Genomic DNA, 24,802 nt, shown 5'->3' on the forward strand with positions numbered 1-24,802 from the left:
TTGACCCAGTTCGTCCTGGCGTAGAGAGGTCAGGTTGTGGCTCAGGTCACCCGAGGCCACGCGCTCGGCCACCTGGAGTGTCTGGTTGAGCGGGATGATGATCTGACGGGTGATGGCCCAGGCGGCGACGAGGCCGAAGATCAGCGCCAGTACGGTGGCCAACAGCAACAGTTGCTTGGCGTTTGCCGCATCGGCGTCACGCACCACCGTTTGCGAGGTGGTCAGCTTGTTACTGCGGTCCAGCAGTATGTCGCCCTGCACGCCCATGATTTTCATCGCTGCAGCGCTGGCAACCTGAGAGTCGCGGTATTGGCTGACCGCTGCGCGATAGGCTTGCAGTGACACGCTGGCCTGTTGCAGGTTGGTCGAATATTGTTCAGGGATTTGGCCCGTGAGGCTGGCGATTTTTTTCAGGGCATTGTCGATGGCGTCCAGCGCGGGCTGCTCTGCTTCGACCTTGCCGCTGTAGGTATAGCCGCGCACCTGAAAGCGGGCTTGCTGGATCAATTTGCTCACATCGACAACGCTGTTGAACTGGCTGACGCTGTCACCTTGCAGCAGGGATTTTTCGACTTCGTTTATCTTGAGTACCGCGTTGTCAGCGGTATCGCCCAATTTGCTACGTGCGTTTTCGCGATTGGCTCCGGCCTGGACCATGGCATCAAATGCCCGTTTGTACTGGTCGACCCCTGCCAGTTGATCATCGATCAGGGCAATATCAGCGGGCTGCTCAATCAGTGTGCGCGCGGTTTTCAGGCCGCCTTCCAGCTTGCCAAGCAGCTCATTGACGGCTGCCGGCCCCTGTTCGCCACGGCGCATTTCGAAGTCCAAGCGAGCAATGCGCAGGTCCTTGCTCAGGTCGTTGAGGCTGGCGATATAACCCAGTTTGTCCCCGCGACTGATCACGCCTGAGAGCCCGGTCCAGCCGGTGAAGGTGATCATTAGCGTCAGCAGTAATACCAGGCCGAAGCCCACGCCAAGTTTGGTTTTGACGCTGACATTCCCCAGCTTTTCGGCTAACCAACGATACATACTGCAAACTCCCGTGGAACAAGGCTTGGACTTATTCACGGGTTATCGGCAGATACGCAGGAATCTGTAGTGACACAGGGGAGCTGCGTCGTTTGCCAGGTTTCTGGTTAGAAGAGCCGGGCGAGCAGGGCGGTGACGGCCGTTTCGACCCGTAGGATGCGTGCACCGAGTTGCACCGGCTGCAGCCCTGCTTGGGTCAGCAGGTCCACTTCGTAGGGAATCCAGCCGCCCTCAGGCCCGATCGCCAGGGTCACCGGCTCATCCAGCCCACGTGGGCACGCCGGGTAATCGCCTGGGTGACCGATCAGGCCCAGGGTGCCTTCGGTCATGGCCGGCAGGCGGTCTTCGACGAAGGGTTTGAAGCGCTTTTCGATAACAATCTCGGGTAACACCGTGTCCCGGGCCTGTTCCAAGCCGAGGATCAATTGCTCGCGAATCGCCTCGGGCTCCAGGAACGGGGTTTGCCAGAAGCTCTTCTCGACCCGGTAGCTGTTGACCAGCACCACCTTGGGCACGCCCATGGCGGCCACGGTCTGCAGCACCCGGCGCAGCATTTTCGGGCGCGGCAGGGCCAGCAGCAGCGTCAGCGGCAGTTTGGCCGGTGGAGGTTGGTCGAAGCTCACTTGCAGGTCGGCTTCGCGGGCTTCCAGGCGCACCAGTTGTGCATTGCCCATCAACCCGCCGATGCGCCCGACACGCAGGCTGTCGCCTACGACGGCGCGGTGGACTTCCTGCATGTGCACCAGGCGCCGATCACGCAGCACCACACGGTCGGCCGCGATAAAGTCGGCCTCTTCCAGCAGCAGCAGGTTCACGGCTGGGTCGCTGGCGGCTGGTCGTCGTCGGCGGTTTGGTCATCCGGGTGTTCGCCGCGCTTGGTGATCAAGCTGCTGAACAGGATGCCAATCTCGAACAGCATCCACATCGGCACGGCCAGCAGGGTCTGGGAGAAAATATCCGGCGGGGTGAGGATCATACCGACCACGAAGCAGCCGATGATCACGTAGGGGCGGATCTTCTTCAGGTATTGCACGTTGACCACGCCGATCCACACCAGCAACACCACGGCCACCGGGATTTCGAAGGCCACGCCAAAGGCGAAGAACAGCGTCATCACGAAGTCGAGGTAGCTGGTGATGTCGGTCATCATTTCCACGCCGGCCGGGGTGGCGGCGGCGAAAAATTTGAAGATCAACGGGAACACCAGGAAGTAGGCGAACGCCATGCCGGTGTAGAACAGCAGGATGCTCGACACCAGCAACGGCACCGCGATGCGCTTCTCATGCTTGTAGAGGCCCGGTGCGATAAAGCCCCAGATCTGATGCAGGATCACCGGGATCGCCAGGAACAGCGAGACCATCATGGTCAGCTTCAACGGCGTCAGGAACGGTGATGACACATCGGTGGCGATCATCGTCGCGCCGGCCGGCAGGTACTGGCGCAGCGGCGTGGAGACGAAGGTGTAGATCTGCTGGGTAAAGGCGAATAACCCGGCAAAGATGATGAAGATGGCCGCTACGCAACGCAGCAGGCGGGTACGCAGCTCGGTGAGGTGCGAGACCAGCGGCATATGCTGGTCGTTTTCCGGTTTATCAGCGCTCATGGGGCTCGCGGCGGCAATGTGGGGTCATGGGGCGCGGGCGACGCGGCAGGCGTCGGCGCAGGCTCGGTTGGCGCGGTGGGCTGCACGGGAGCGGCCTCTACGGTTGGCGCGATGGTGTTGTCAGCCACCGGCTCCACCGGTTTGGCGGGTTCCTGCACGGGTGACAGAATCTTCCGGGCTTCCTGCTCCAACGACAGAATATGTTCGTTGTGCAGTTGCCGGCGGATTTCGTCGGCGCCGATTTCCCTTTCAACTTCCTGTTTGATGGCGTTGAAACTGCGTTTCAGGCGCCCGATCCACAGGCCGGCCGTGCGTGCCGCACCGGGCAGGCGTTCCGGCCCCAGTACCAGCAGGGCTACCAGGCCGACGAGCAGCAGTTCAGAGAAGCTGATACCAAACATTAGTCAGTGCTCACGAGTCTTTGCGGGTCGGCTCTTCGACTTTTTCAGCCTGCACGTCGAAGGTACGACGCTCGGTGATCGGCTGGGTGGCCTGCGGGTGCACAGGCTGGGCCGGCGGTACGGGATTGACCACCGGGTCGGCCGGTTTTTCGTCGTCGTTCATGGCTTTACGGAAGCCCTTGATCGACTCGCCGACGTCGGTGCCGAGGTTCTTGAGTTTCTTGGTGCCGAATACCAGTACCACGACCACCAGAATGACGATCCAGTGTTTCCAGTCAAAAATGCCCATGCTGCAATTCCTCAGTCAACGTTATTCAAGCGGACGGGCGCGAAGCCTTTTCGGCATGCCCGGACAAGCCGAAGCGACGGTCCAGTTCATCCAGCACTGCCTGTGGATGCTGCCCCAGTTGGGCGAGCATGACCAGGCTGTGGAACCACAAGTCGGCGGTTTCGTAGATCACATCGCTGCAGTCGCCGCTGATTTGCGCGTCCTTGGCGGCGATGATCGTCTCGACGGATTCTTCGCCGAGTTTTTCCAGGATCTTGTTCAAGCCCTTGTGGTACAGGCTGGCGACGTAGGAGCTGTCAGCGTCCGCGCCTTTGCGGTCTTCCAGCACCTGGGCCACACGGTTCAGGGTATCGCTCATGTTCAGTGTCCTGCCGAGTAGATGGCGTGCGGGTCTTTGAGCACCGGCTCCACGACTTTCCATTCGCCGTTCTCGAACACGCGATAGAAACAGCTGTGACGGCCGGTGTGGCAGGCGATGTCGCCGATCTGCTCGACCTTGAGGATCACCACGTCGGCGTCGCAGTCGATGCGCATCTCGTGCAGGGTTTGCACGTGCCCGGACTCTTCGCCCTTGCGCCACAGTTTGCCACGCGAGCGTGACCAGTAGATGGCGCGCTGCTCAGTGGCAGTGAGGCTCAGGGCCTCGCGGTTCATCCAGGCCATCATCAGCACGCGCCCGGTCTTGTAGTCCTGGGCAATGGCCGGCACCAGGCCGTCACTGTCCCACTTGATCTCGTCCAGCCAGTCTTTCATGTTCGGCTCCGGCAATTTGCGACAGTGTATAACCGGATTGGCTATCGACGCACGATCAGATAAACACCCACGGCGACCATGATGCCAGCCGGCCAGTGGCCCAGTTGGTTCAGCGGACCACCGATGGCCAGCATCACCCCGCCGACCAGGTGCGCAGCGCCCAGCAGGCGCAGGAACCAGTCGTCCTTGCGCTTCTTCCAGGGTGGCGCCGGGTCCTTGGCGTGGGGCTGGGACATGCGCTCCAACAGGTCGCGGGTCATGTTGGCCAAGTGCGGCAGTTGTTCCATCTGGCTGTGCAGGTTGCCCAGCACGGTTTTCGGGCTCATCCGCTCGCGCATCCAGCGTTCGAGGAACGGCTGGGCGGTATTCCACAGGTCGAGGTCCGGGTACAGCTGGCGGCCCAGGCCTTCGATGTTGAGCAGGGTTTTCTGCAACAGCACCAACTGTGGCTGCACTTCCATATTGAAGCGCCGCGCGGTCTGGAACAGGCGCATCAAGACCTGGCCGAAGGAAATATCTTTTAACGGTTTTTCAAAGATCGGCTCGCACACGGTGCGGATCGCCGCTTCGAATTCGTTGAGCTTGGTCTCAGCCGGCACCCAGCCCGAATCGATGTGCAATTGCGCCACGCGGCGGTAGTCGCGCTTGAAGAAGGCGAACAGGTTGCGGGCCAGGTAGTCCTGGTCTTCCGGCGTCAGGCTGCCGACGATGCCGCAGTCGATCGCGATGTACTGCGGGCTCCACGGGTTGACGGTGCTGACGAAGATATTGCCCGGGTGCATGTCGGCGTGGAAGAAACTGTCGCGGAACACTTGGGTGAAGAAAATCTCCACGCCACGCTCGGCGAGCATCTTCATATCGGTACGCTGGTCGGCCAGCGTCGCGAGGTCGGTGACCTGCACGCCGTAGATGCGCTCCATCACCAGCACTTTGGGGCGGCACCAATCCCAATACACTTGCGGCACGTACAGCAGCGGCGAGCCTTCGAAGTTGCGCTTGAGTTGGCTGGCATTCGCGGCTTCGCGCAGCAGGTCGAGTTCGTCGTAGATGGTTTTTTCGTAGTCGGCGACCACATCCACCGGGTGCAGCAGGCGCGCATCGGCCGAGAAACGCTCGGCAGCGCGGGCGAGAATAAACAGCCACGCCAAGTCCTGGCCAATGATCGGCTTGAGGCCGGGGCGGATCACCTTCACCACCACTTCTTCGCCGGTCTTGAGCTGCGCCGCGTGCACTTGTGCGACCGAAGCAGAGGCTAGCGGGTCGACGTCGAAGCGGCTGAACACCTCGCTGATCTTCTTGCCCAGCTGTTCTTCGATGAGCTTCATCGATTGCTGGGAATCGAACGGCGGCACGCGGTCCTGCAACAGCATCAGCTCGTCGGCGATGTCTTCGGGCAGCAGGTCGCGGCGGGTCGAGAGGATCTGACCGAACTTGATGAAGATCGGCCCCAGGTCCTGCAACGCCAGGCGCAGGCGCGCGCCACGGCTCAGCTCCAGCTGTTTGCGCGGGAACCAGCGCCACGGCAGTACATAACGTACAGCGAGCAGGAACCACGGCAGAGGCAGGGCGAACAGCAGGTCATCGAGGCGGTAGCGGATTACGACGCGCTGGATACGAAACAAACGGCGGACGGCGAGCAGCTTCATGCGTTATCGCTTGGATCAAGGGAACGGCTCAGGCGCTCGAAGCGGGCCTCGAGGCGTTCCAGGTCGATTTTGGCCTTGTCGAGTTCACGAAAGCGCGCTTGCGCTTCACGTTCTCCGACCAGGGTGCGCGATTCTTCGCTCAGGTATTCGGCGAGGTTCTGGTTGAGGCTGGCGAACCCCTGCTGGTACCAACGCGAGCGGCTGCGCAGGTGCCCGCTGATCAACTGGGTGGCGACGGGGCCGATCCAGCGCGACAGCTCGTATTCCCAGTCCAGCTCCAGGTCCTGCAGCACGGCGGCCAGGTCCATCAGCACCGAGCTGTCACCTTCCAAATGCACTTCAGTGCCGTGGAGGATCGCGGTTTTGTTGCGGCTCAGCGCCAGGTGCAACAGGCTGGACGCCGGCGCACGCAGGGTGCAATCAGCCTCGGCAGCCCATTGGGTCGCGAGCAGCAGGCCTTCATCGCTGGGCAGGATAAACAGTTGCAAGGCGGGGCTGCTGCAGTCGACGGCGATGACCTTGCCGTTCAAATGCGCAAGCCGCGCCAGGGCGGTGCTGTCCAGGCGCAGCACACGGTTGAGGCCGTGTTCGACGCTGGCGAGGAGGCCTTTGAGCAGCATCAGGGCTTGATGCCGCGGTGCAGGGCCACGATGCCCGAGGTCATGTTGTGGTAGGTCACGCGGTCGAAACCGGCCTCTACCATCATCGACTTCAGGGTTTCCTGATCGGGGTGCATACGGATCGATTCGGCCAGGTAGCGATAGCTCTCGGCGTCATTGGTGATCAGCTTGCCCATCAACGGCATGAAGGCGAAGGAGTAGGTGTCGTAGACCTTGGACATCAGCGCGTTGGTCGGCTTGGAGAACTCCAGCACCAACAGGCGGCCGCCCGGCTTGAGCACGCGCAGCATCGAGCGGATCGCGTCTTCCTTGTGGGTCACGTTGCGCAGGCCGAAAGCGATGGTCACGCAATCGAAGTGGTTGTCGGGGAACGGCAGCTTTTCCGCATCGGCCTGGACAAATTCGATATTGCCGGCCACGCCCTTGTCGAGCAGGCGGTCACGACCGACCTTGAGCATCGAGCCGTTGATGTCCGCCAATACCACTTGGCCGGTCGGACCCACGAGCTTGGAGAATTTGGCCGCCAGGTCGCCCGTACCGCCGGCGATATCCAATACGCGGTTGCCGGTGCGTACACCCGACAGCTCGATGGTGAAGCGCTTCCACAGGCGGTGCATGCCGCCGGAGAGCACATCGTTCATCAGGTCGTACTTGGCCGCTACGGAGTGAAACACCTCAGCGACTTTTTCCGCTTTCTGGCTTTCCGGGACGTTCTTGAAGCCGAAGTGAGTGGTGGGTTCGGCATCGCTGCCTTTGCGCTGATCAGTCATATCGCTGTCACCAAAAGAGAATGCGGGACATGATAATCCCCAAGGCCTGCTTTGTCTTGGCAAGGCTGAAGGTAAGATGGGCGGTCACCGAGACCTTTTGCCGCATCGAAGGTATCCAAGTCCCTATAAAGAGGAGTCATTGCAATGGCCCGTATAACCGTTGAGCGTGCACATTCCCTGGGTAAAGAAGGCGCACGGGCAAAGGCCGATAAGTTGGCGCTCAAACTCAAGGAGCAATATGGCCTGGAGCCTTCGTGGTCCGGCGATACCTTGAACCTCAAGCGTTCGGGGGTTAAAGGCACGGTATTAGTCGCCGATGATTCGCTGCGCATTGATGTGGAACTGGGGCTGTTGATGTCGGCCATGAGTGGCACCATCAAGTCCGAAATCGAGAAGGCCCTGGATAAGGCGCTGGTTTGATCCGATTGTTCTTAGGGTGCCGATTCTAATTTTCCAGCCTACTTTGTGCCCAAGCCCTCAACTCCTGTGGGCCGTTCCTCCCCCCTATTTTGCGTGAGGTGCACCATGGCCAAAGTTATCCTGAAGAAAAAAATCGACGCCCAGACCACTGCCCTGAGTGACGTTAAATCCTACGCCCGCAAGATCTGGCTGGCAGGACTCGGTGCCTACGCCAAGGTCGGAAGCGAGGGCAGCGAGTACTTTAAAGAGCTGGTTAAGTCGGGCCAACATGTTGAAAGTAAAGGTAAAAAAGTTGCAGTTGAACAACTTGAGGCCGCCAACAGTCAGATTGACCAAGTAAAGAGTAATGTCTCCTCTGTCAAAGGTCTGGTAGAAGTTCAGCTGGATAAAGTTGAAAAAGCTTTTGATACTCGTGTTGCAAGTGCCTTGAATCGAATCGGCATTGCGTCTAAACATGACGTGGAGACACTCTCTGCTAAGCTCGAAGAGCTGACGGCATTGCTCGAACGTGTCGCGCGTAAACACTAAGGAGACATCGGGATGGCTGTTAAAAAGACTACTCAGAAAGAAGGCAGCTCGTGGGTCGGGGAAGTTGAAAAATATTCCCGTAAGATCTGGCTTGCTGGTTTAGGCGTGTACTCGAAGGTTAGCAGTGACGGTGGCAAATACTTCGAGACTTTGGTCAAGGACGGCGAAAAGGCCGAGAAACTGACCAAAACCACGGTTGGTAAAAAAGTTGAAGCCGCCAAGGCAACTGCCGGTTCCGCCAAGTCGAGCATTTCTGACACGTGGGGCAAGTTGGAAGAGACTTTCGACAAACGCCTCAACAGTGCTATTTCGCGACTGGGCGTGCCGAGCAAAGCTGAATTGAAAACGTTGCACAGCAAGGTTGATACCCTGACCAAGCAAATTGAAAAACTCACCGGCGCCAAAGTGGCTCCGGCGAAAACCGCAGCGGCCAAACCGGCTGCCAAGCCTGCCGCTAAAACGGCCGCTGCCAAACCGGCTGCAAAAGCTGCCGCCAAGCCTCTGGTAAAAGCAGCCGCCAAGCCCGCCGCCAAAGCTGCCGCTAAGCCAGCAGCCAAGCCAGCGGCCAAAACCGCAGCCGCTAAGCCGGCCGCCAAGCCTGCTGCTAAACCGGTAGCGGCTAAAGCGGCTGCCAAGCCTGCCGCTAAACCCGCAGCCAAGGCAGCAGCAAAACCTGCCGCCAAGCCTGCGGCCAAAACCGCCGCTGCAAAACCCGCTGCCAAACCGGCCGCTGCGAAACCTGCAGCCAAGCCAGTCGCCGCGAAGCCGGCGGCCAAGCCTGCCGCAGCCAAACCAGCGGCAAAACCTGCCGCCGCGAAGAAGCCTGCCGTAGCGAAAAAACCAGCAGCACCGAAGCCTGCTGTTGCGGCCAAGCCTGCTACTGCGCCAACCGCTTCCACAGCCAACTCGGTGTCCGCACCGGCCCCTGCTGCTGTGACCCCGACTGCAACGCCGGCAACCCCGACGTCATCCAGTCAGTCCTGATCTTTTCAGGGCACAAAAAATGCCCGGCCTGCAAAGGTCGGGCATTTTTTATGTGTGGGGGTCATCAAGGTATTTCAGCGCGAACTTCTCGGTTGCCTGCCGCGCCGGTGGCAGCAAGTGCGGCGCTACCAGCATCATGATCTGGTAGACCACCACCTGCACCTCACCTTCGCGATCAAGGATCCGCTGGTAATCCAGGGAAAACAGCAGGGTCAGGGTGATCTGCTCCACCAACTGCCCCAACGCCTGGGTGCCGCTGACCAACTGGCCCGCCGCCTTCAACCGCGCGAGCAATGACGCCAGCGTACGTTTGAGTGCCGTCAGCAGGTTGCGAATGCCCTTGGCCAATTTCGGCAGGCGCCCCGCCAGATTCGACAGGTCTTGAAACAGAAACCGGTAATGGGCCATGCGCTCGACGATCAGGTGCAGGAACAGCCAGTAATCCTCGGCTTCCAGTTGGGCATCCGCCGGCGGGTCGAGCAAGGGCGCCAGCTCATTCTGGAACCGCTCGAATAGCCCGAGCACCAGTGGCTCCTTGCCATGGAAGTGGTAGTAGAGGTTGCCGGGGCTGATCCCCATTTCATTGGCCACCTCCATGGTCGACACGTTCGGCTCGCCCTTCTGGTTGAACAACTGCAGGGCACATTCAAGGATACGGTCGCGCGTCTTCATCCAGTCTTCTTAATGTGATCGTTGAGCTCAGCGCACCCGCACATAGGTGCCCGGCGCCGCTTCCATCGGTGGGTAATTCTGGTTGCCCAGGGCGGTGAGGGTTTCGCGTTGTACGCCTGAGCGCTGCTGGATCCACTCCAGCCACTGCGGCCACCAACTGCCTTCGACGTGGTTGGCGTCGTAGTACCAGGCACGCGGGTCGCTGCTCAGCTTGGGGCTCTCGACGTAGTTGGCCTTGGGGTTGCCCGGTGGGTTGAGAATGCTCTGGATATGCCCGCTGTTGGACAGCACGAAGCGCCGCTCACCGCCGAGCAATTGGGTAGAGCGATACACCGCGTCCCATGGCGTGATGTGGTCGTTGATCCCGGCCACGCTGAAGCTGTCTACCGTGACCTTTTGCAGGTCGATGGGTGTACCGCACACCTCCAGCCCACCGGGGTGGCTGAGCGGGTTGTGCTTGAAGAAGTCCAGCAGGTCACCATGCAGCGCGGCAGGCAGGCGCGTGTTGTCGTTGTTCCAGTACAGGATGTCGAAGGCCGGCGGTTCCTTGCCCAGCAGGTAGTTGTTGATCCAGTAGTTCCAGATCAGGTCGTTGGGGCGCATCCAGGCGAACACCTTGGCCATGTCGCGGCCGTCGAGCACGCCTTGCTGATAGGAGCGGCGCTTGGCGGCTTCCAGGGTTTGCTCATCGGCGAACAGCGTGGCGGGGCTGTCGATCTGGCTGTCCAGCAGGCTCACCAGGTAGCTGGCGCTGGAGATCCGCCGCAGTTGGCGTTTGGCTTGCAGGTGGCCTTGCAGGGCGGCAATGGTCAGGCCGCCGGCGCAGGCGCCCATCAGGTTGACTTCGCGGGCGCCAGTGATGGCACGGCAGACGTTGAGCGCTTCTTCCAGCGCCGCCACGTAAGTGGAGAGGCCCCATTCGCGATGCCGCACATCCGGATTGCGCCAGCTGACCATGAACGTCTGCAGGCGGTTTTTCAGGGCGTATTGCACAAAACTGTTGGCCGGGCTCAGGTCGAAAATGTAGTACTTGTTGATTTGCGGCGGCACGATCAGCAGGGGCTTGGCGTACTGTTTTTCGCTCATGGGCTTGTACTGGATCAGCTCCAGCAGCTCATTGCGAAACACCACTGAGCCGGGCGTGGTGGCCACGGTTTTGCCGACTTCAAAGGCCTGCTTGCTGACCTGCCGCGGCAGGCCGTTGTTGTGCAGCAGGTCGTCGAACAGGTTGCTCACGCCACGCACCACGCTGTTGCCGCCGGAGTTGAGCAGCTCCTTGACGGCCAGCGGGTTGAGCAGGGTATTGGAGGGCGAGACCGCATCGTTGAACAGCGAGAAAGCAAAGTTCGCACGGGCGCGGTCATCGGCACTCAGCGTGCTGTCATCGATCCAGTGACGGGTCTGTTTCTGCCAGGCCAAATACGCTTGCAGGCTGCGTCGGTAGAACGGGTTGAGCTTCCACGTCGGGTCAATGAAGCGGCTGTCGTGAGGGTTGGGTTCATGCACCGTCTCCCCCAGCAGGACGCGACCCAGTTGACCGCCCAGCGCCAGGGCGTGACGGGCGGTATGCACCGGGTTTCGCAAACCATGGGCGGCAACGCTGCGCAGGGTCGACAGCAAATCCCGACCCCGCAGGCCGGTGATTGCATTTTGCGCATTGATGAACGCGGCAGGGGTGGGCGCCGGGTTCGTCACGGGTCTTTCTCGCATGAGCCAACACTCCTTCGTCAAGCCATCAACAGGCACGCCAATTCAGAACCATAGTCGGTTCTCGGCAAGTTGCGCGGCAGTGTGGTCCTTACACTGCCGGTCGCGGGTGAATCACCGCGCGCATGCGCTCCTCCTCGAGAAACTTCATGATGATCGGTGCAACGGCTTCGGCCCGGGTAATCAGGAACAGGTGGCCGTCATCGATGATGTGCAACTGTGCATTGGGGATGCGCCAGGCGAGCATGCGCATGTTGATCAGTGGGATCAGCGGGTCGTCGTCTCCCGCCAGCACCAGCGTCGGTTGGCGGATCTTGTGCAGCCAATGGATGCTGGTCCAGCCCAACCCGGCGAACAGCTGCCAGTAGTAGCCCAGTTTGCCCGCCGAGCGCACTTTGCTCGCGTGCTCGGCGGCCAGTTTCGAATCACGGCGGAACGAACCGCCGTAGATCATCGGCGCAATGCGCACCACGTGGGACGGTTGGATGTAACGGCGTGGGCTGGCCATCAGCCACAGCACTTTGGGCTTGCCCGGCACCATCACCGCACCCGCCGCCGTGGCTGCGAGGATCAGCTTTTTGCAGCGCTCCGGGTAGTCGTAGGCAAATTGTTGTGCCAATGCGCCGCCCCACGACACGCCCACCGCATTGACCTGGCCATAGTCCAGGTAGTCGAGCATGCGTGCGGTGAGTTTGGCCAGGCCGGGAAAACGGTACGGCCGGTTCGGTGTGGATGAACCGCCCACGCCGGGCACGTCGAAGGCGATCACTTCCAGGTCCGGGTCCAGCGCCTGGACGAACGGAAACACCAACTCAAGGTTGGCGCCGATGCCATTGAAGATCAGCAACGGCGTCAAGTGAGGCTTGCCCGGGCGTACCGCCGTGCGGATGGTCTGGCCATCCAGGTCGATGGTACGGAAGATGAACGGTTGCGGCATGCTCAAGCCCTGTGAAGTGTTACAGCCGGAATGCATTTCAATTTAGCGTTCGTGTACGTAGGTGCCTGGGGCGGCTTCCGCTGCGGTGTAGGTTTTGTTACCCAGGCTTGTGGGTGCCTTCTTCATCTTGCCCGCCCGCTCCGCCTGCCACACTTGCCAGTGCAGCCACCACGAATCCGTGTGCTTGGTCGCATTCTCCTGCCACTCAAGCGGCTTGCCCGCCAGGCTGTCGCTGGTCTGGTAGCGCGCCTTGGGGTTGCCCGGTGGGTTGAGGATGCTCTGGATATGCCCACTGCTGGACAGCACGAACTCGACCTTGCCACCAAACAGCTGTGCCGACTTGTAGCAGGACTGCCACGGCGTGATGTGGTCGTTGGTGCCGGCCAGTGAGTAGATATCGGCGGTGACCTGCTTGAGGTCGATAGGCGTGCCGCACACTTCCAGGGCGTTGGCGCGCACCAGTGGGTTATTTTTGAACAATTCGATCAGGTCGCCGTGGAAGGCGGCCGGCAGGCGTGTGGTGTCGTTGTTCCAGAACAGGATGTCGAACACCGGCGGCTCGTTGCCCAGCAGGTAGTTATTGACCCAGTAGTTCCAGATCAGGTCATTGGGGCGCATCCAGGCAAACACCTTGGCCATGTCGCGGCCTTCCAGCACGCCGGCCTGGTAGGAGTGGCGCTTGGCTGCTTCCAGGGTCTGCTCATCGACGAACAGCGCCACCTGGGTGTCCAGGGTGGTGTCCAGCACGCTCACCAGCAGGGTCAGGGCGTTGACCTTCTTCTCCCCCAGCGCGGCGTAGTGGCCCAGCAGGGCAGTGCAGGTGATGCCGCCGGAGCAGGCGCCGAGCATATTCACGTCTTTGCTGCCGGTAATCGCCGTGACCACGTCGACCGCTTCCTTCAGCGCTTCGATATAGGTCGACAGGCCCCACTCGCGCTGGGCCTTGGTCGGGTTGCGCCAGCTGACGATAAACGTCTGTTGGCCATTGCGCAGGCAGAAGCGCGCCAGGCTCTTCTCCGGGCTCAGGTCGAAGACATAGAATTTGTTGATCTGCGGCGGCACCACCAGCAGCGGGCGTTCGTGCACCTGTTCGGTGATCGGCTTGTACTGGATCAGCTCCAGTACGTCATTGCGAAACACCACCGCGCCTTCGGTGGTGCCCAGGGTCTTGCCCACTTCAAAGGCGCCCATGTTGACCTGGCTCGGCATACCGCCGTTGTGCACCATGTCCTTGGCCAGGTGGGACAGGCCATCGAGCAGGCTCTTGCCGCCGGTCTCGAAGAAGCGTTTGACCGCCGCCGGGTTGGCCGCGCTGTTGGTGGGGGCCATGGCTTCGGTCATCAGGTTGATCACGAAGTGGCCGCGGCTGATGTCCTGTTCCGACAGGTTGCTGTCGCCGATCCAGTCGTGCAGTTCCTTGCGCCACGCCAGGTAGGTTTGCAAATACCGTTTGTAGAGCGGGTTCTGGCTCCAGGCCGGGTCGTGGAAGCGGCGGTCGTCGCTTTCGGGGGTCAGTTGGGATTTGCCGAACATCACGTTCTTCAACTCGACGCCAAAATGCGCGACGTGCTTGACGCTGTGCAACGGTTGCTTGATGGCTTGGGTCAGCACCATCTTCGCCGACGCCAATAAATCCTTTTTGCGTAACGCGATGATCGGGTTAAGCCCCAGGGTGTTTTCCGAGGCCTGGCGTTTCAAGTCATCGTTGTTCTTGTTACTCATCTACGACGCTCCATTGTCCGAAAGACGAGTACCGGGTACCGCTGCGTACGAAGTTTCGATACACAACACAAGCCTGGTACTGCGACTCGGGTGACCGTTGATACCGCATCGTCAAATGCAGGGAACTTGCCAGCTCCATTGGTTACCCGAGTTTAATTTTTTTCGCAAGCGGACCAATCTTTGGTCACGCGACAGGGCATTCAAGCAGAAGCGATTAGAAAATGCCCACTAATGAGCAAGAGGCCTGGGCTAGAGCATCAGGCGCACGACCGACTCGTTCGGGTCGCGGGTTTTGCCGGCCGCTTTGAGCTCGGCGAGATAATCAGCCCACAGTGCATCCTGACGCACGGCCAACTGGTAGAGGTAGTCCCAGGTGAACAGTCCGCTGTCATGCCCGTCGTCGAAGGTCAATTTCAGTGCGTACTGGCCGGCCGGTTCGATCTTGGTCAACCGGACGTTGAGCTTGCCGAATTGCAGGATGGGTTTACCGTGGCCCTGGACCTCGGCGGAAGGCGAGTGGGTGCGCAGCAGTTCGGCAGGCAGTTGATACACCTCGTCGGGCCCGTAGGTGAGGCCGAGGGTGTTGGAGGTTTTGTGCAGGTTTACCGCGGTGGGGAATTTGGACATAGGTAGTGATCCTGAAGAAACCGGCTTCAACATGTGGGAGGGGGCTTGCCCCCGATAGCAGTGTGTCAGTCAGCATATATCTGTCTGACAAACCGCTATCGGGGGCAAGCCCCCTCCCACATTGAAGCGAAGCGATTCTGTGTGAGGCTTACAGAATGTAGCGCGACAAGTCTTCGTTCTGCGCCAATTCGCCCAAGTGGCTGTTGACGTAATCCGCGTCGATCTTGATCACTTCGCCATTCTGCGCACCTGCCAGGTCACCGGCGCTGAAGGACACTTCCTCCAGCAAGCGCTCCAGCAAGGTGTGCAGGCGACGCGCACCGATGTTCTCGGTCTTCTCGTTGACCTGCCAGGCGATCTCCGCCAGGCGCTTGATGCCGTCCGGTTGGAACTCGATACCCAGGCCTTCGGTTTTCAGCAGCTCACGGTACTGCTCAGTGAGCGACGCATGCGGCTCGCTGAGGATGCGTTCGAAATCGCCCGGGGTCAGCGCCTTGAGCTCCACGCGAATCGGCAGGCGACCTTGCAGCTCCGGCACCAGGTCGCTTGGCTTGCTCAGGTGGAACGCACCGGAGGCGATGAACAAGATGTGGTCGGTCTTGACCATGCCCAGCTTGGTGTTCACGGTGCAGCCTTCGATCAGCGGCAGCAGGTCGCGCTGTACGCCTTCACGGGACACGTCCACGCCGCCCGAGTTACCGCGCTTGGCGACCTTGTCGATCTCGTCGATAAACACGATGCCGTGCTGCTCGACCGCCTCCAGGGCCTTGGCCTTGAGTTCTTCCTCATTCACCAGGCGCCCGGCTTCTTCGTCGCGCACCAGTTTCAGCGCTTCCTTCACCTTGAGCTTGCGGCTTTTCTTCTTGCCCTTGCCCATGTTGGCGAACAGGTTCTGCAACTGGCTGGTCATTTCTTCCATGCCAGGCGGCGCAGAGATGTCGACGCCGGAGACTTCTGCGACTTCGATCTCGATTTCCTTGTCGTCCAGCTGGCCTTCACGCAGACGCTTGCGGAACAGCTGGCGGGTATTGGAATCCGAGGCCGGCGCGGCGTCTTCGTTGAAGCCCATGCGGGCCGGTGGCAGCAGGGCATCGAGGATGCGTTCTTCGGCGGCGTCTTCGGCGCGGTGGCTGACCTTGGTCATTTCCTGTTCGCGCAGCAGCTTCAAGGCGGCGTCGGCGAGGTCACGAATGATCGACTCGACGTCGCGGCCGACGTAGCCCACTTCGGTGAACTTGGTGGCTTCGACCTTGATGAACGGCGCGTTGGCCAGCTTGGCCAGGCGACGGGCGATTTCGGTTTTACCGACGCCGGTCGGGCCGATCATCAGGATGTTCTTCGGCGTTACTTCAACGCGCAGTTCTTCGGGCAGTTGCATCCGGCGCCAGCGGTTACGCAGCGCAATGGCAACGGCGCGCTTGGCATCGTCCTGGCCGATGATATGGCGGTTGAGTTCATGGACGATTTCGCGGGGAGTCATGGACATAGTGTTTGGCGGCCTCAAGCGCGAATAAGCCTACGGCTTACTCGGCGAGGTCCTGCTCCTCAATGGTCTGGTTGTGGTTGGTGAACACGCAGATATCACCGGCGATGCCCAGGGCGGTCTCGACGATTTCGCGGGCCGACAGGTCGGTTTTCTTCAACAGTGCGCTGGCTGCGGCTTGGGCGTAGCCACCGCCGGAACCCATGGCGATCAGGCCATGTTCAGGCTCAACCACATCGCCGTTACCGGTGATGATCAGGGAAGCGTCTTTGTTGGCGACGGCCAGCATGGCTTCCAGGCGGCTGAGGGAGCGGTCGGTGCGCCATTCTTTGGCGAGTTCGACGGCGGCACGCACGAGGTGGCCCTGGTGTTTTTCCAGCTGGCCTTCGAAGCGCTCGAAGAGGGTGAAGGCGTCGGCGGTAGCGCCGGCAAAGCCCGCGAGAACCTGGCCGTGGTACAGGCGACGCACTTTCTTGGCGTTGCCTTTCATCACGGTATTACCCAGGGAAACCTGGCCGTCGCCGCCCATGACGACTTTGCCGTGGCGACGTACTGAAACGATGGTGGTCAAGGGGAGAGTCTCCACGCAGCGGGGCGAAAATGCCCTGATGGAAACTGATATGGGGGTGGTGGGGGGGATTTCAACTGTAGGGGTTTATGGCGGACGAGTGGTGTTTATTGGTCTGACACCCATTCCAGAGCGGTGTAAAACCAAATGTGGGAGGGGGCTTGCCCCCGATGGCAGTGTGTCAGTCACCGAAAATGTTGACTGATCTACTGCTATCGGGGGCAAGCCCCCTCCCACATTTGATCCAGGTTGGCTGAAGGTCAGCGGCTCTGGCGTTGTTGTAACAACAGGTTGCTAAACCCGGCGCCGGCCAATTGTTTCTGCGCCACAGTCAGTTGTTCACGGTTGCTGAACGGCCCCACCAGCACGCGATACCACGTCGCCTCCTTCACTGTGCCGGACTCTACTGTCACCGTCTGGCCCAGCAGAATGATCTGCGCCCGCACGCGATCCGCGTCCGCCTGTTTCGGGAACGAGCCCGCCTGCAGGAAGAACTTGGTCACCGGTGCGGCCTTGGTCTCTGCTACCGGCGGGGCTGGCGGCGGCGTAATCCCGGCCAGTGCGGCCTGGGCACGCGCGGTGTCGATTTTTGCCGCTTCCGCCGGGGTCACCGGTGTGGTCGGCACTTGCGGTGTCGGCAGGGTTTTCTCCGGAACGGCGTCAGGCGGCACGATCACTTCCGATTCCGGCAGCAGCGTGTAGAAGTCGTACTTCGGCTTCACCGGTGCCGTCGGGCTTGGTGCGGTCTTGTTGGCTTCGGCCATTTTGGTGGCTTTCTGCTGCTCCTGTTTGACGCGTTTGACGTCGTCACCCTGGCCGGGGTCCAGCTTCATCAGAAACACGACAAACGCGCCGACCGTGAGGCCGATCGCCATCCACAACCAGCCCGGGATCGGCTTTTTCGCTGGGGCCTGGTAGCGGCTGGCGCCGCGCTTGGGTGCAGGTTTTTTCTTGGCAGCCAACTTACATACGCTCCAGGGTTTCCAGGCCTAACAATTCCAGGCCTTGCTTGAGGGTCCGTCCAGCCAGTGCGGCGAGGCGCAGGCGACTTTGCTTCTGGGCTTCGTCGTCGGCGGTGAGGATCGGGCAGTTCTCGTAGAAGCTGGAGAACAGGCCGGCGACTTCGTACAGGTAGGTGCAGAGGATATGCGGCGTGCCTTTTTCACCCACGCTGTTCAGCACTTCGCCAAATTGCGCGAGCTTGGCGGCCAGTTCCTGTTCGTGCGGCGCTTGCAGGTCGATCTGGCCTTCGACTTCACTGAAGTCCTTGCCCAGCTTGCGGAACACGCCGGCCACGCGGGTGTAGGCGTACAGCAGGTACGGCGCGGTGTTGCCTTCGAAGTTGAGCATCAGGTCGAAGTTGAAGCTGTAGTCGCTGGTGCGGTGCTTGGACAGGTCGGCGTATTTCACCGCACCAATGCCCACCACGCGGGCGATGTTGCGCAGGTCAGCCTCGGCCAGCTCAGGGTTCTTCTCCTTCACCAGGGTGTAGGCCCGTTCCTGGGCTTCGGTCAGCAGGTCGATCAGCTTTACGGTGCCGCCGTCACGGGTCTTGAACGGGCGGCCATCGGCGCCGTTCATGGTGCCGAAGCCCATGTGTTCCATGTCCATCGGGTGGGTCACGAAACCGGCCTTGCGCGCCACGGCGAACACTTGCTGGAAATGCAGGGCCTGGCGCTGGTCGACGAAGTACAGGGCGCGGTCAGCCTTGAGCGTGCCACTGCGGTAGCGCACGGCGGCCAGGTCGGTGGTGGCGTAGAGGTAGCCGCCATCGGCCTTGACGATGATCACCGGCAGCGGCTCGCCGTCGGCGTTCTTGAATTCGTCGAGGAACACGCACTGGGCGCCGTTGCTCTCGACCAACATGCCCGCTGCCTTCAAGTCATTGACCACGTTGATCAGGTCGTCGTTGTAGGCGCTCTCGCCCATCACATCGGCCATGGTCAGCTTGACGTTGAGCAGTTCGTAGATCTTCTGGCAGTGGGACAGCGAAATGTCTTTGAACTTGGTCCACAGTGCCAGGCATTCGGCATCACCGGCTTGCAGCTTGACGACCAGGCCGCGGGCGCGGTCGGCGAACGCTTCCGACTCGTCAAAACGTTTCTTGGCGGCGCGGTAGAAGTTTTCCAGGTCCGACAGTTCGTCGCTGGTGATCGGGTTTTCCTGCAGGTAGGCCATCAGCATGCCGAACTGCGTGCCCCAGTCGCCCACGTGGTTCTGGCGGACGACCTCATCACCGAGGAACTCCAATACCCGGGCCACGCCGTCGCCGATGATGGTCGAACGCAAGTGGCCAACGTGCATCTCTTTGGCCAGGTTAGGCGCCGACAAGTCGACCACGGTGCGCTGGGCCGGACCGGCCTTGCGCACGCCCACGCGGGCATCGGCCAGGGCCGCGTCGAGACGGCCGGCCAACGCCTGGGTGTTCTGGAAGAAGTTGATGAAACCTGGGCCGGCGATTTCGGCCTTGGTCACACGCTCGTCGACAGGCAGCGCAGCGATGATTTTTTCCGCCAGGTCGCGCGGTTTCATGCCAGCAGGCTTGGACAGCATCATCGCGATGTTGCTGGCGAAGTCGCCGTGGGTCTTGTCGCGGGTGTTTTCCACCTGGATCGCCGGCGTCAGGCCTTCAGGCAACACACCTTCGTTGACGAGTTGGGTGAGGGCTTGTTGGATCAGCTGGCGAATGGTGTCTTTCATGGTGTTCTCTTTCGACCGCAAGCGGCGGCGCGCGATGCGCAGGTGGAAAAACTGGGCATTATCCGTGGCGAGGGCGGGCTTGCCAACCTTCGTCGGACCTTCACAGACGATTAACCTGTGGCGAGGGAGCTTGCTCCCGCTGGAGTGCGGAGCACTCCCAAAATCGTTGGGGCCGCTTCGCACCCCAGCGGGAGCAAGCTCCCTCGCCACAAGGGCAATTCAATAAAGGTCTACCGGGTCAACGTCCAGCGACCATCTCACCTGTCGGCCGCTGGGCATTTGCTCCAGGGCAAGCAACCAGCTACTTAATAGCCGATGCAGGGGCGCGCGCGAGGTTGCCTGCAAGAGTAGCTGAGCCCGATAGCGCCCGGCGCGGCGCTCCATGGGCGCGGGCACCGGGCCGAGCAGTTCGATGCCGCTCAGACCCAGTTCGGCGAGCAACCGTTCGGCGGCGCTGCACGCTTCATCCAGAAAGCTCTCTGCTTGCCCCGGTTTGTGGGCCTCGGCGCGCAGCAAGGCCAGGTGGGAAAACGGCGGCAGGCCGGCGGCGCGGCGTTCGCTGAGCGCCTGTTCGGCGAAGGCAAAGTAGCCTTGTTCCGTCAGTTGGATCAGCAGTGGGTGGTCGGCCAGGTGCGTCTGGATAATCACCCGGCCTGGCTCTTCGGCGCGGCCCGCGCGGCCGGCGACCTGGACGATCAACTGTGCCATGCGTTCGCTGGCGCGAAAATCCCCGGAGAACAGCCCGCCATCGGCATCCAGGATCGATACCAGCGTCACTCGTGGAAAGTGGTGCCCTTTGGCAAGCATTTGCGTGCCGATCAGGATGCACGGCTGGCCTTTCTGGATGGTGGCGAACAATTGGTTCATCGCGTCCTTGCGCGACGTGCTGTCGCGGTCGACGCGCAGTACCGGGTAGTCTGGGAACAGAATGCCCAGGCGTTCTTCGGCCCGTTCGGTCCCTGCGCCTACCGGTCGCAGGTCAACCTTGCCGCACTGCGGGCAGTGACGCGGCACCCGTTCCACATGGCCGCAATGGTGGCAGCGCAACTCGCCATGGCGCTGGTGCACGGTCATGCGCGCATCGCAGCGCTCGCATTCGGACATCCAGCCACAGTCATGACACAGTAAGGTCGGCGCAAAGCCTCGGCGATTGAGAAACACCAACACCTGCTGGCCGGCGGCGAGGGTCTGGCCGATGGCTTGTTGCATCGGACCGGAAATGCCGCTGTCCAGCGGGCGGCTTTTGACGTCCAGGCGCAGGAAACGTGGCTGCTTGGCGCCGCCCGCCCGCTCGTTCAGGCGCAGGAGGCCGTAACGGCCGGTGTAGGCGTTGTGCAGGCTTTCCAGGGACGGCGTGGCCGAACCCAGCACAATCGGGATGTCTTCCTGGCGTGCGCGCACCAGTGCGAGGTCGCGGGCGTGGTAGCGCAGGCCTTCCTGCTGCTTGTAGGAGCCGTCATGCTCCTCGTCGATGATGATCAGTCCGGGGTTTTTCATCGGCGTAAACAGGGCCGAGCGGGTGCCGATAATAATGTCGGCGTCGCCATCTCGCGCGGCCAGCCAGGACTCCAGGCGTTCACGGTCGTTGACCGCCGAGTGCACCAGCGCGATGCGTGCGTTGAAGCGCTGTTCGAAGCGCGCCAGGGTCTGCGGGCCCAGGTTGATCTCGGGGATCAGCACCAGCGCCTGTTTGCCGGCCTGCAGGGTTTCGCGGATCAACTGCAGATAGACTTCGGTCTTGCCGCTGCCGGTGACGCCGGCCAGCAGGAAGGCGTGGAAACTGTCGAAGCCGGCGCGAATCGCCTCATAGGCGGCGCGTTGTTCGGGGTTCAGCGGCAGTTCCGGTTGCGCCAGCCAGTGTTCGTGACGGGCATCGGGGGCGTGCTTGCGGATTTCCACCTGCACCATGCCTTTGGCCAACAGCAGGTCGAGGCTGTCTTTGCTCAGCATCAGCTTGCTTAATAGCTGGTGAGCCACGCCATGGGGGTGCTGCGCCAATGTGGCCAAGGCTTCACGCTGGCGCGGCGCGCGGGCGATGCGCGGGTCGTCGAGTCGCGCCCCGGGGACCATCGACCAGAAGCGTTCCTGGCGCGCTTCGGCCAGTTCGCCCTGGCGCAGCAGCACCGGCAGCGCCCAGCTCAAGGTGTCGCCCAGGCTGTGCTGGTAATACTGGGCGGTCCACAGGCACAGCTTGAACAGCGCGGGTGGCAGCGGTGGGGTGGCGTCGAGGATCGCCAAGGCCGGCTTGAGTTTCTCGGCCGGCACTTCGCTGTGATCGGCGATTTCTACCAGGATGCCGATCATCTCTCGGCGCCCGAACGGTACGCGCACGCGCATGCCCGGCTGCAACTGCGCCCGCAGCACGCCGGCAGGGGCCCGGTAATCGAACAGGCGACGCAGGGGCGAGGGCAGGGCTAGGCGCAATATGGCGTCGGGCACGCGAGGGGTCTCATATAAAGGCAGGCGGTGGCGCAGGGGCGCGAGCCTAGCAGACGAGGGGTGGCTTGGGTATGCCGCGCTTTTCTGATGAAAGGTGCTTTTATCTTTACAAGCAAATAGTGTCGCCGCTTGCGCGATTGAAAAGGTCTGGTAGAATCCGCGGCCTAATTACGTGCGGTATTCGACAATAGTGTCGAGTGGCGGCACGCTAGCCCGAGGAAGTGCCATGAAAGCCGATATCCATCCAGCGTACGAAACCATCGAAGTCACCTGCAGCTGCGGCAACAAGTTCGAAACCCGTTCGAACCTGTGCAAGCCACTGGGTACTGACGTATGCAACGAGTGCCACCCGTTCTACACCGGTAAGCAGAAAACTCTGGACACCGGCGGCCGTGTACAGCGCTTCGCAGATCGCTTTGGTGCTTTCGGCAAGAAGCCTGCTGCTACTCCAGCAGAGTAAGGCTCAAAAGCCTTATGGGCTTTTGCAAGCTGTTGAAAAAGGCGTCCCTCGCGGGCGCCTTTTTTATGCCTGGGATTTGGCTTTCAGTCGCCCAGGCCGAGGTGTTTTGCCCCGCTCCGGCCGCCCTGGCCCAGGTGGAGGTGCAGCGCGTGGTGGATGGCGACACGGTGCGCCTCAAGGATGGTCGCAGCGTGCGGATGATTGGTCTCAATGCACCGGAAACCGGCAAGCGTGGCCGCTCCGATGAGCCCTATGCCGTCGCTGCCCGCCAGCATTTGCAGGCCTTGGTGGATGCCAGCAACCACCGTGTCGGGCTGGTGCCGGGCCGCGAGAGCAAGGACCGTTACGGCCGAACGTTGGCTCACCTCTACAGCGCTGATGGTGAGAACCTGGAAGCACAACTGCTGGCCCAGGGGCTGGGGTTTCAAGTAGGTGTTGCGCCCAATGTCGATCTCGTCGCTTGCCAGCAGGCTGCCGAAAACGCTGCCCGCAAGGCGCGGCTGGGTCTTTGGCGGCAATCACCCGTGCAAAATGTGGCGCAACTCAAGCAATCCGGCTTTGCCTTGGTCAGCGGGCGGGTAAGCAAGATCGAGCGCAATCGCGGCGGAATCTGGATCGAATTGCAGGGGGCACTGGTATTACGCATTGCACCCGACCTCGTCCGCCAATTCGACGCCGCATGGCTCAGTGGCCTGCAAGGTAAGACAATTGAGGCGCGTGGCTGGGTGCAGGACCGTGCTGAGCGTGGCGGCCTGAAAAACGACCAGGCCCGCTGGCTGTTGCCGCTGACCGATCCCAGCATGCTTAAATCGACTGAATAAGAAAAAATTGTAGACATTTTTTTCGTCGATTGTGAACAGTTAAGCCCTTGTATCCCGTGGCCTTAGACCAAAGTACGGCGCTTTGGGGCCTTGACACCTGTGACTGCCCAGTCTTGTAGGGACTTTACGACACGCGTATCCTCGGCGGTCCGTCGACCAACAGTAAAAGCGGAATGCCGATATGTCTGATTTGAAAACTGCCGCTCTCGAATATCATGCCCATCCTCGTCCAGGAAAGCTGAGTGTAGAGCTCACCAAGGCCACTGCTACCGCCCGCGACCTGTCGCTGGCCTACAGCCCTGGTGTTGCCGAGCCCGTACGTGAAATCGCCCGCGACCCTGAACTGGCGTACAAGTACACCGGCAAAGGCAACCTGGTTGCAGTGATTTCCGATGGCACCGCGATTCTCGGCCTGGGTAACCTCGGCCCATTGGCTTCCAAGCCGGTGATGGAAGGTAAGGGCGTGCTGTTCAAGCGCTTTGCCGGCATCGACGTTTTCGACATCGAAGTCGACTCCGAAAGCCCGCAGGCTTTCATCGACACGGTCAAGCGCATTTCCATCACCTTCGGTGGCATCAACCTGGAAGACATCAAGGCACCTGAGTGCTTCGAGATCGAAAAGGCCCTGATCGAACAGTGCGACATTCCGGTATTCCACGATGACCAGCACGGCACCGCGATCGTTACCGCGGCCGGCATGATCAACGCCCTGGAAATCGCCGGCAAGACCCTGGCTGATGCCAAGATCGTCTGCCTGGGCGCCGGCGCTGCAGCCATCTCTTGCATGAAGCTGATTGTCAGCATGGGCGCCAAGCTGGAAAACATCTACATGGTCGACAGCAAGGGCGTGATCCAGTCCGAGCGTACCGACCTGAACCAGTACAAGGCGATGTTTGCCCACCCGTCCTCCAAGCGCACCCTGGCTGACGCCCTGAACGGTGCCGACGTGTTCGTCGGCCTGTCCGGTCCGAACCTGCTGAGCGCCGAAGGCCTGAAGTCCATGGCGGCCAACCCGATCGTGTTCGCCTGCTCGAACCCTGATCCGGAAATCGCCCCGGAACTGGCACGCGCCACCCGTAACGACGTGATCATGGCCACCGGCCGTTCGGACTACCCGAACCAGGTCAACAACGTACTGGGCTTCCCGTTCATCTTCCGTGGCGCCCTGGACGTTCGCGCCAAGCGCATCAACGAAGAGATGAAAGTGGCGGCCGCCAACGCCCTGCGCGAACTGGCCAAGCTGCCGGTGCCTCAGGATGTGTGCGATGCCTACGGTGGCGCCAAGCTGGAATTCGGTCGTGAGTACATCATCCCGAAACCAATGGATAAGCGCCTGATCACCCTGATCTCCGATGCCGTGGCCAAAGCCGCCATCGAGACCGGTGTGGCCACCCTGCCGTATCCGAAAAACTACCCGCTGCAAAGCGTGGATGATGTGTTCAACGGCTAAGCCGTTGTAGCGCACCAACAAAAAGCCCCGGCTCTCACGAGTCGGGGCTTTTTGCTGTGTGGTGTTCGCCGATGGCCTTGTAGTGAGCGGGCTTGCCCCGCGCCGGGTGGCGAAGCCGCCCCAAAACTGACACTTGGTTCCAACTGGAGAAACTCGGTGCCTGGATTAGG

Annotated in this window: 25 protein-coding genes and 1 pseudogene; 6 read left to right on the forward strand and 20 right to left on the reverse strand. The window is 61.1% G+C overall.

Features of this window, described 5'->3' with window-relative positions; all coding sequences use genetic code 11:
* Positions 1–21: 21 nt before the first annotated feature.
* The 10 genes and pseudogenes from QCBJ_RS30615 to ubiE form a co-directional block, all read right to left on the reverse strand.
* Positions 22–1,032, reverse strand: a pseudogene (locus QCBJ_RS30615) (methyl-accepting chemotaxis protein); the annotation flags it as partial.
* 107 nt (positions 1,033–1,139) lie between these two features.
* Positions 1,140–1,847, reverse strand: coding sequence for a 16S rRNA (uracil(1498)-N(3))-methyltransferase (locus tag QCBJ_RS01320; RefSeq protein WP_102059973.1), 708 nt, complete (start codon positions 1,845–1,847; stop codon positions 1,140–1,142).
* Positions 1,844–2,635: a twin-arginine translocase subunit TatC gene (gene tatC, locus QCBJ_RS01325; RefSeq protein ID WP_012721793.1), complete on the reverse strand. Its 792-nt coding sequence runs from the start codon at positions 2,633–2,635 to the stop codon at positions 1,844–1,846. The genes QCBJ_RS01320 and tatC overlap by 4 nt, the downstream gene beginning before the upstream one ends.
* A complete protein-coding gene (tatB, locus tag QCBJ_RS01330; RefSeq protein WP_012721794.1) occupies positions 2,632–3,036 on the reverse strand; it encodes a Sec-independent protein translocase protein TatB in 405 nt (134 codons plus the stop codon). The genes tatC and tatB overlap by 4 nt, the downstream gene beginning before the upstream one ends.
* Before the next feature lie 10 nt (positions 3,037–3,046).
* Positions 3,047–3,325, reverse strand: coding sequence for a twin-arginine translocase TatA/TatE family subunit (locus QCBJ_RS01335; protein WP_012721795.1), 279 nt, complete (start codon positions 3,323–3,325; stop codon positions 3,047–3,049).
* 25 nt (positions 3,326–3,350) lie between these two features.
* A complete protein-coding gene (locus tag QCBJ_RS01340) occupies positions 3,351–3,683 on the reverse strand; it encodes a phosphoribosyl-ATP diphosphatase (protein ID WP_003209299.1) in 333 nt (110 codons plus the stop codon).
* Positions 3,684–3,685: 2 nt separating this feature from the next.
* Complete coding sequence (hisI, locus tag QCBJ_RS01345; protein WP_012721796.1) at positions 3,686–4,078, reverse strand: phosphoribosyl-AMP cyclohydrolase; 393 nt, start codon at positions 4,076–4,078, stop codon at positions 3,686–3,688.
* Between the two features lie 41 nt (positions 4,079–4,119).
* Positions 4,120–5,724 carry a ubiquinone biosynthesis regulatory protein kinase UbiB gene (gene ubiB, locus QCBJ_RS01350; RefSeq protein ID WP_012721797.1) on the reverse strand — a complete coding sequence of 535 codons (1,605 nt, stop codon included), beginning with the start codon at positions 5,722–5,724 and terminating at the stop codon, positions 4,120–4,122.
* Complete coding sequence (locus tag QCBJ_RS01355) at positions 5,721–6,344, reverse strand: SCP2 domain-containing protein (protein ID WP_012721798.1); 624 nt, start codon at positions 6,342–6,344, stop codon at positions 5,721–5,723. Before QCBJ_RS01355 ends, ubiB begins: the two co-directional genes overlap by 4 nt.
* Entirely contained in the window at positions 6,344–7,114 is a 771-nt protein-coding gene (gene ubiE, locus QCBJ_RS01360) for a bifunctional demethylmenaquinone methyltransferase/2-methoxy-6-polyprenyl-1,4-benzoquinol methylase UbiE (RefSeq protein WP_003171186.1), read from the reverse strand. The genes QCBJ_RS01355 and ubiE overlap by 1 nt, the downstream gene beginning before the upstream one ends.
* 144 nt (positions 7,115–7,258) lie before the next feature.
* Here ubiE and QCBJ_RS01365 point away from each other — a divergent pair, with 144 nt between their 5' ends.
* The 3 genes from QCBJ_RS01365 (at position 7,259) to QCBJ_RS01375 (ending at position 9,046) form a co-directional block, all read left to right on the forward strand.
* Positions 7,259–7,534 carry a polyhydroxyalkanoic acid system family protein gene (locus QCBJ_RS01365; RefSeq protein WP_012721799.1) on the forward strand — a complete coding sequence of 92 codons (276 nt, stop codon included), beginning with the start codon at positions 7,259–7,261 and terminating at the stop codon, positions 7,532–7,534.
* Positions 7,535–7,639: 105 nt separating this feature from the next.
* Positions 7,640–8,062 carry a phasin family protein gene (locus QCBJ_RS01370; protein WP_046034008.1) on the forward strand — a complete coding sequence of 141 codons (423 nt, stop codon included), beginning with the start codon at positions 7,640–7,642 and terminating at the stop codon, positions 8,060–8,062.
* Between the two features lie 12 nt (positions 8,063–8,074).
* A complete protein-coding gene (locus QCBJ_RS01375; protein ID WP_102059974.1) occupies positions 8,075–9,046 on the forward strand; it encodes a phasin family protein in 972 nt (323 codons plus the stop codon).
* Between the two features lie 48 nt (positions 9,047–9,094).
* On the opposite strand, the gene QCBJ_RS01380 is transcribed toward QCBJ_RS01375, so the two are convergent.
* The 10 genes from QCBJ_RS01380 to QCBJ_RS01430 form a co-directional block, all read right to left on the reverse strand.
* Positions 9,095–9,718 carry a TetR/AcrR family transcriptional regulator gene (locus QCBJ_RS01380; RefSeq protein WP_012721802.1) on the reverse strand — a complete coding sequence of 208 codons (624 nt, stop codon included), beginning with the start codon at positions 9,716–9,718 and terminating at the stop codon, positions 9,095–9,097.
* A gap of 27 nt (positions 9,719–9,745) precedes the next feature.
* Positions 9,746–11,428, reverse strand: a complete 1,683-nt coding sequence (phaC, locus tag QCBJ_RS01385) for a class II poly(R)-hydroxyalkanoic acid synthase (RefSeq protein WP_102059975.1) — start codon at positions 11,426–11,428, stop codon at positions 9,746–9,748.
* A gap of 88 nt (positions 11,429–11,516) precedes the next feature.
* Positions 11,517–12,362 carry a poly(3-hydroxyalkanoate) depolymerase gene (phaZ, locus tag QCBJ_RS01390; RefSeq protein WP_016979176.1) on the reverse strand — a complete coding sequence of 282 codons (846 nt, stop codon included), beginning with the start codon at positions 12,360–12,362 and terminating at the stop codon, positions 11,517–11,519.
* Positions 12,363–12,404: 42 nt separating this feature from the next.
* Positions 12,405–14,084 carry a class II poly(R)-hydroxyalkanoic acid synthase gene (gene phaC, locus QCBJ_RS01395; RefSeq protein WP_012721805.1) on the reverse strand — a complete coding sequence of 560 codons (1,680 nt, stop codon included), beginning with the start codon at positions 14,082–14,084 and terminating at the stop codon, positions 12,405–12,407.
* A gap of 249 nt (positions 14,085–14,333) precedes the next feature.
* A complete protein-coding gene (locus QCBJ_RS01400) occupies positions 14,334–14,711 on the reverse strand; it encodes a gamma-butyrobetaine hydroxylase-like domain-containing protein (protein WP_102059976.1) in 378 nt (125 codons plus the stop codon).
* 148 nt (positions 14,712–14,859) lie between these two features.
* On the reverse strand, positions 14,860–16,197 hold the full coding sequence (hslU, locus tag QCBJ_RS01405) for an ATP-dependent protease ATPase subunit HslU (protein ID WP_012721807.1): 1,338 nt from the start codon (positions 16,195–16,197) through the stop codon (positions 14,860–14,862).
* A gap of 37 nt (positions 16,198–16,234) precedes the next feature.
* Positions 16,235–16,765 carry an ATP-dependent protease subunit HslV gene (gene hslV / locus QCBJ_RS01410; protein WP_003171209.1) on the reverse strand — a complete coding sequence of 177 codons (531 nt, stop codon included), beginning with the start codon at positions 16,763–16,765 and terminating at the stop codon, positions 16,235–16,237.
* A 257-nt stretch (positions 16,766–17,022) separates the two neighbouring features.
* Positions 17,023–17,724 (reverse strand): SPOR domain-containing protein, encoded by a 702-nt coding sequence (locus QCBJ_RS01415; protein WP_046033857.1) that lies wholly within the window; start codon positions 17,722–17,724, stop codon positions 17,023–17,025.
* A 1-nt stretch (position 17,725) separates the two neighbouring features.
* Positions 17,726–19,462 (reverse strand): arginine--tRNA ligase, encoded by a 1,737-nt coding sequence (gene argS / locus QCBJ_RS01420; protein ID WP_102059977.1) that lies wholly within the window; start codon positions 19,460–19,462, stop codon positions 17,726–17,728.
* A 219-nt stretch (positions 19,463–19,681) separates the two neighbouring features.
* Positions 19,682–21,901, reverse strand: coding sequence for a primosomal protein N' (locus QCBJ_RS01430; protein WP_102059978.1), 2,220 nt, complete (start codon positions 21,899–21,901; stop codon positions 19,682–19,684).
* 226 nt (positions 21,902–22,127) lie between these two features.
* Between QCBJ_RS01430 and rpmE the strand changes: the two genes are divergently transcribed.
* The 3 genes from rpmE (at position 22,128) to QCBJ_RS01445 (ending at position 24,632) form a co-directional block, all read left to right on the forward strand.
* A complete protein-coding gene (rpmE, locus tag QCBJ_RS01435) occupies positions 22,128–22,361 on the forward strand; it encodes a 50S ribosomal protein L31 (protein WP_005784030.1) in 234 nt (77 codons plus the stop codon).
* A 14-nt stretch (positions 22,362–22,375) separates the two neighbouring features.
* Positions 22,376–23,182, forward strand: coding sequence for a thermonuclease family protein (locus QCBJ_RS01440; protein WP_046033859.1), 807 nt, complete (start codon positions 22,376–22,378; stop codon positions 23,180–23,182).
* A gap of 181 nt (positions 23,183–23,363) precedes the next feature.
* The gene (locus tag QCBJ_RS01445; RefSeq protein WP_102059979.1) at positions 23,364–24,632 is read left to right on the forward strand and encodes a malic enzyme-like NAD(P)-binding protein; all 1,269 of its coding nucleotides are present in this window, start codon (positions 23,364–23,366) and stop codon (positions 24,630–24,632) included.
* Positions 24,633–24,802: the final 170 nt, after the last annotated feature.

The organism is Pseudomonas sp. QC2 (assembly GCF_002859085.1).
GTDB lineage: Bacteria > Pseudomonadota > Gammaproteobacteria > Pseudomonadales > Pseudomonadaceae > Aquipseudomonas > Aquipseudomonas petroselini.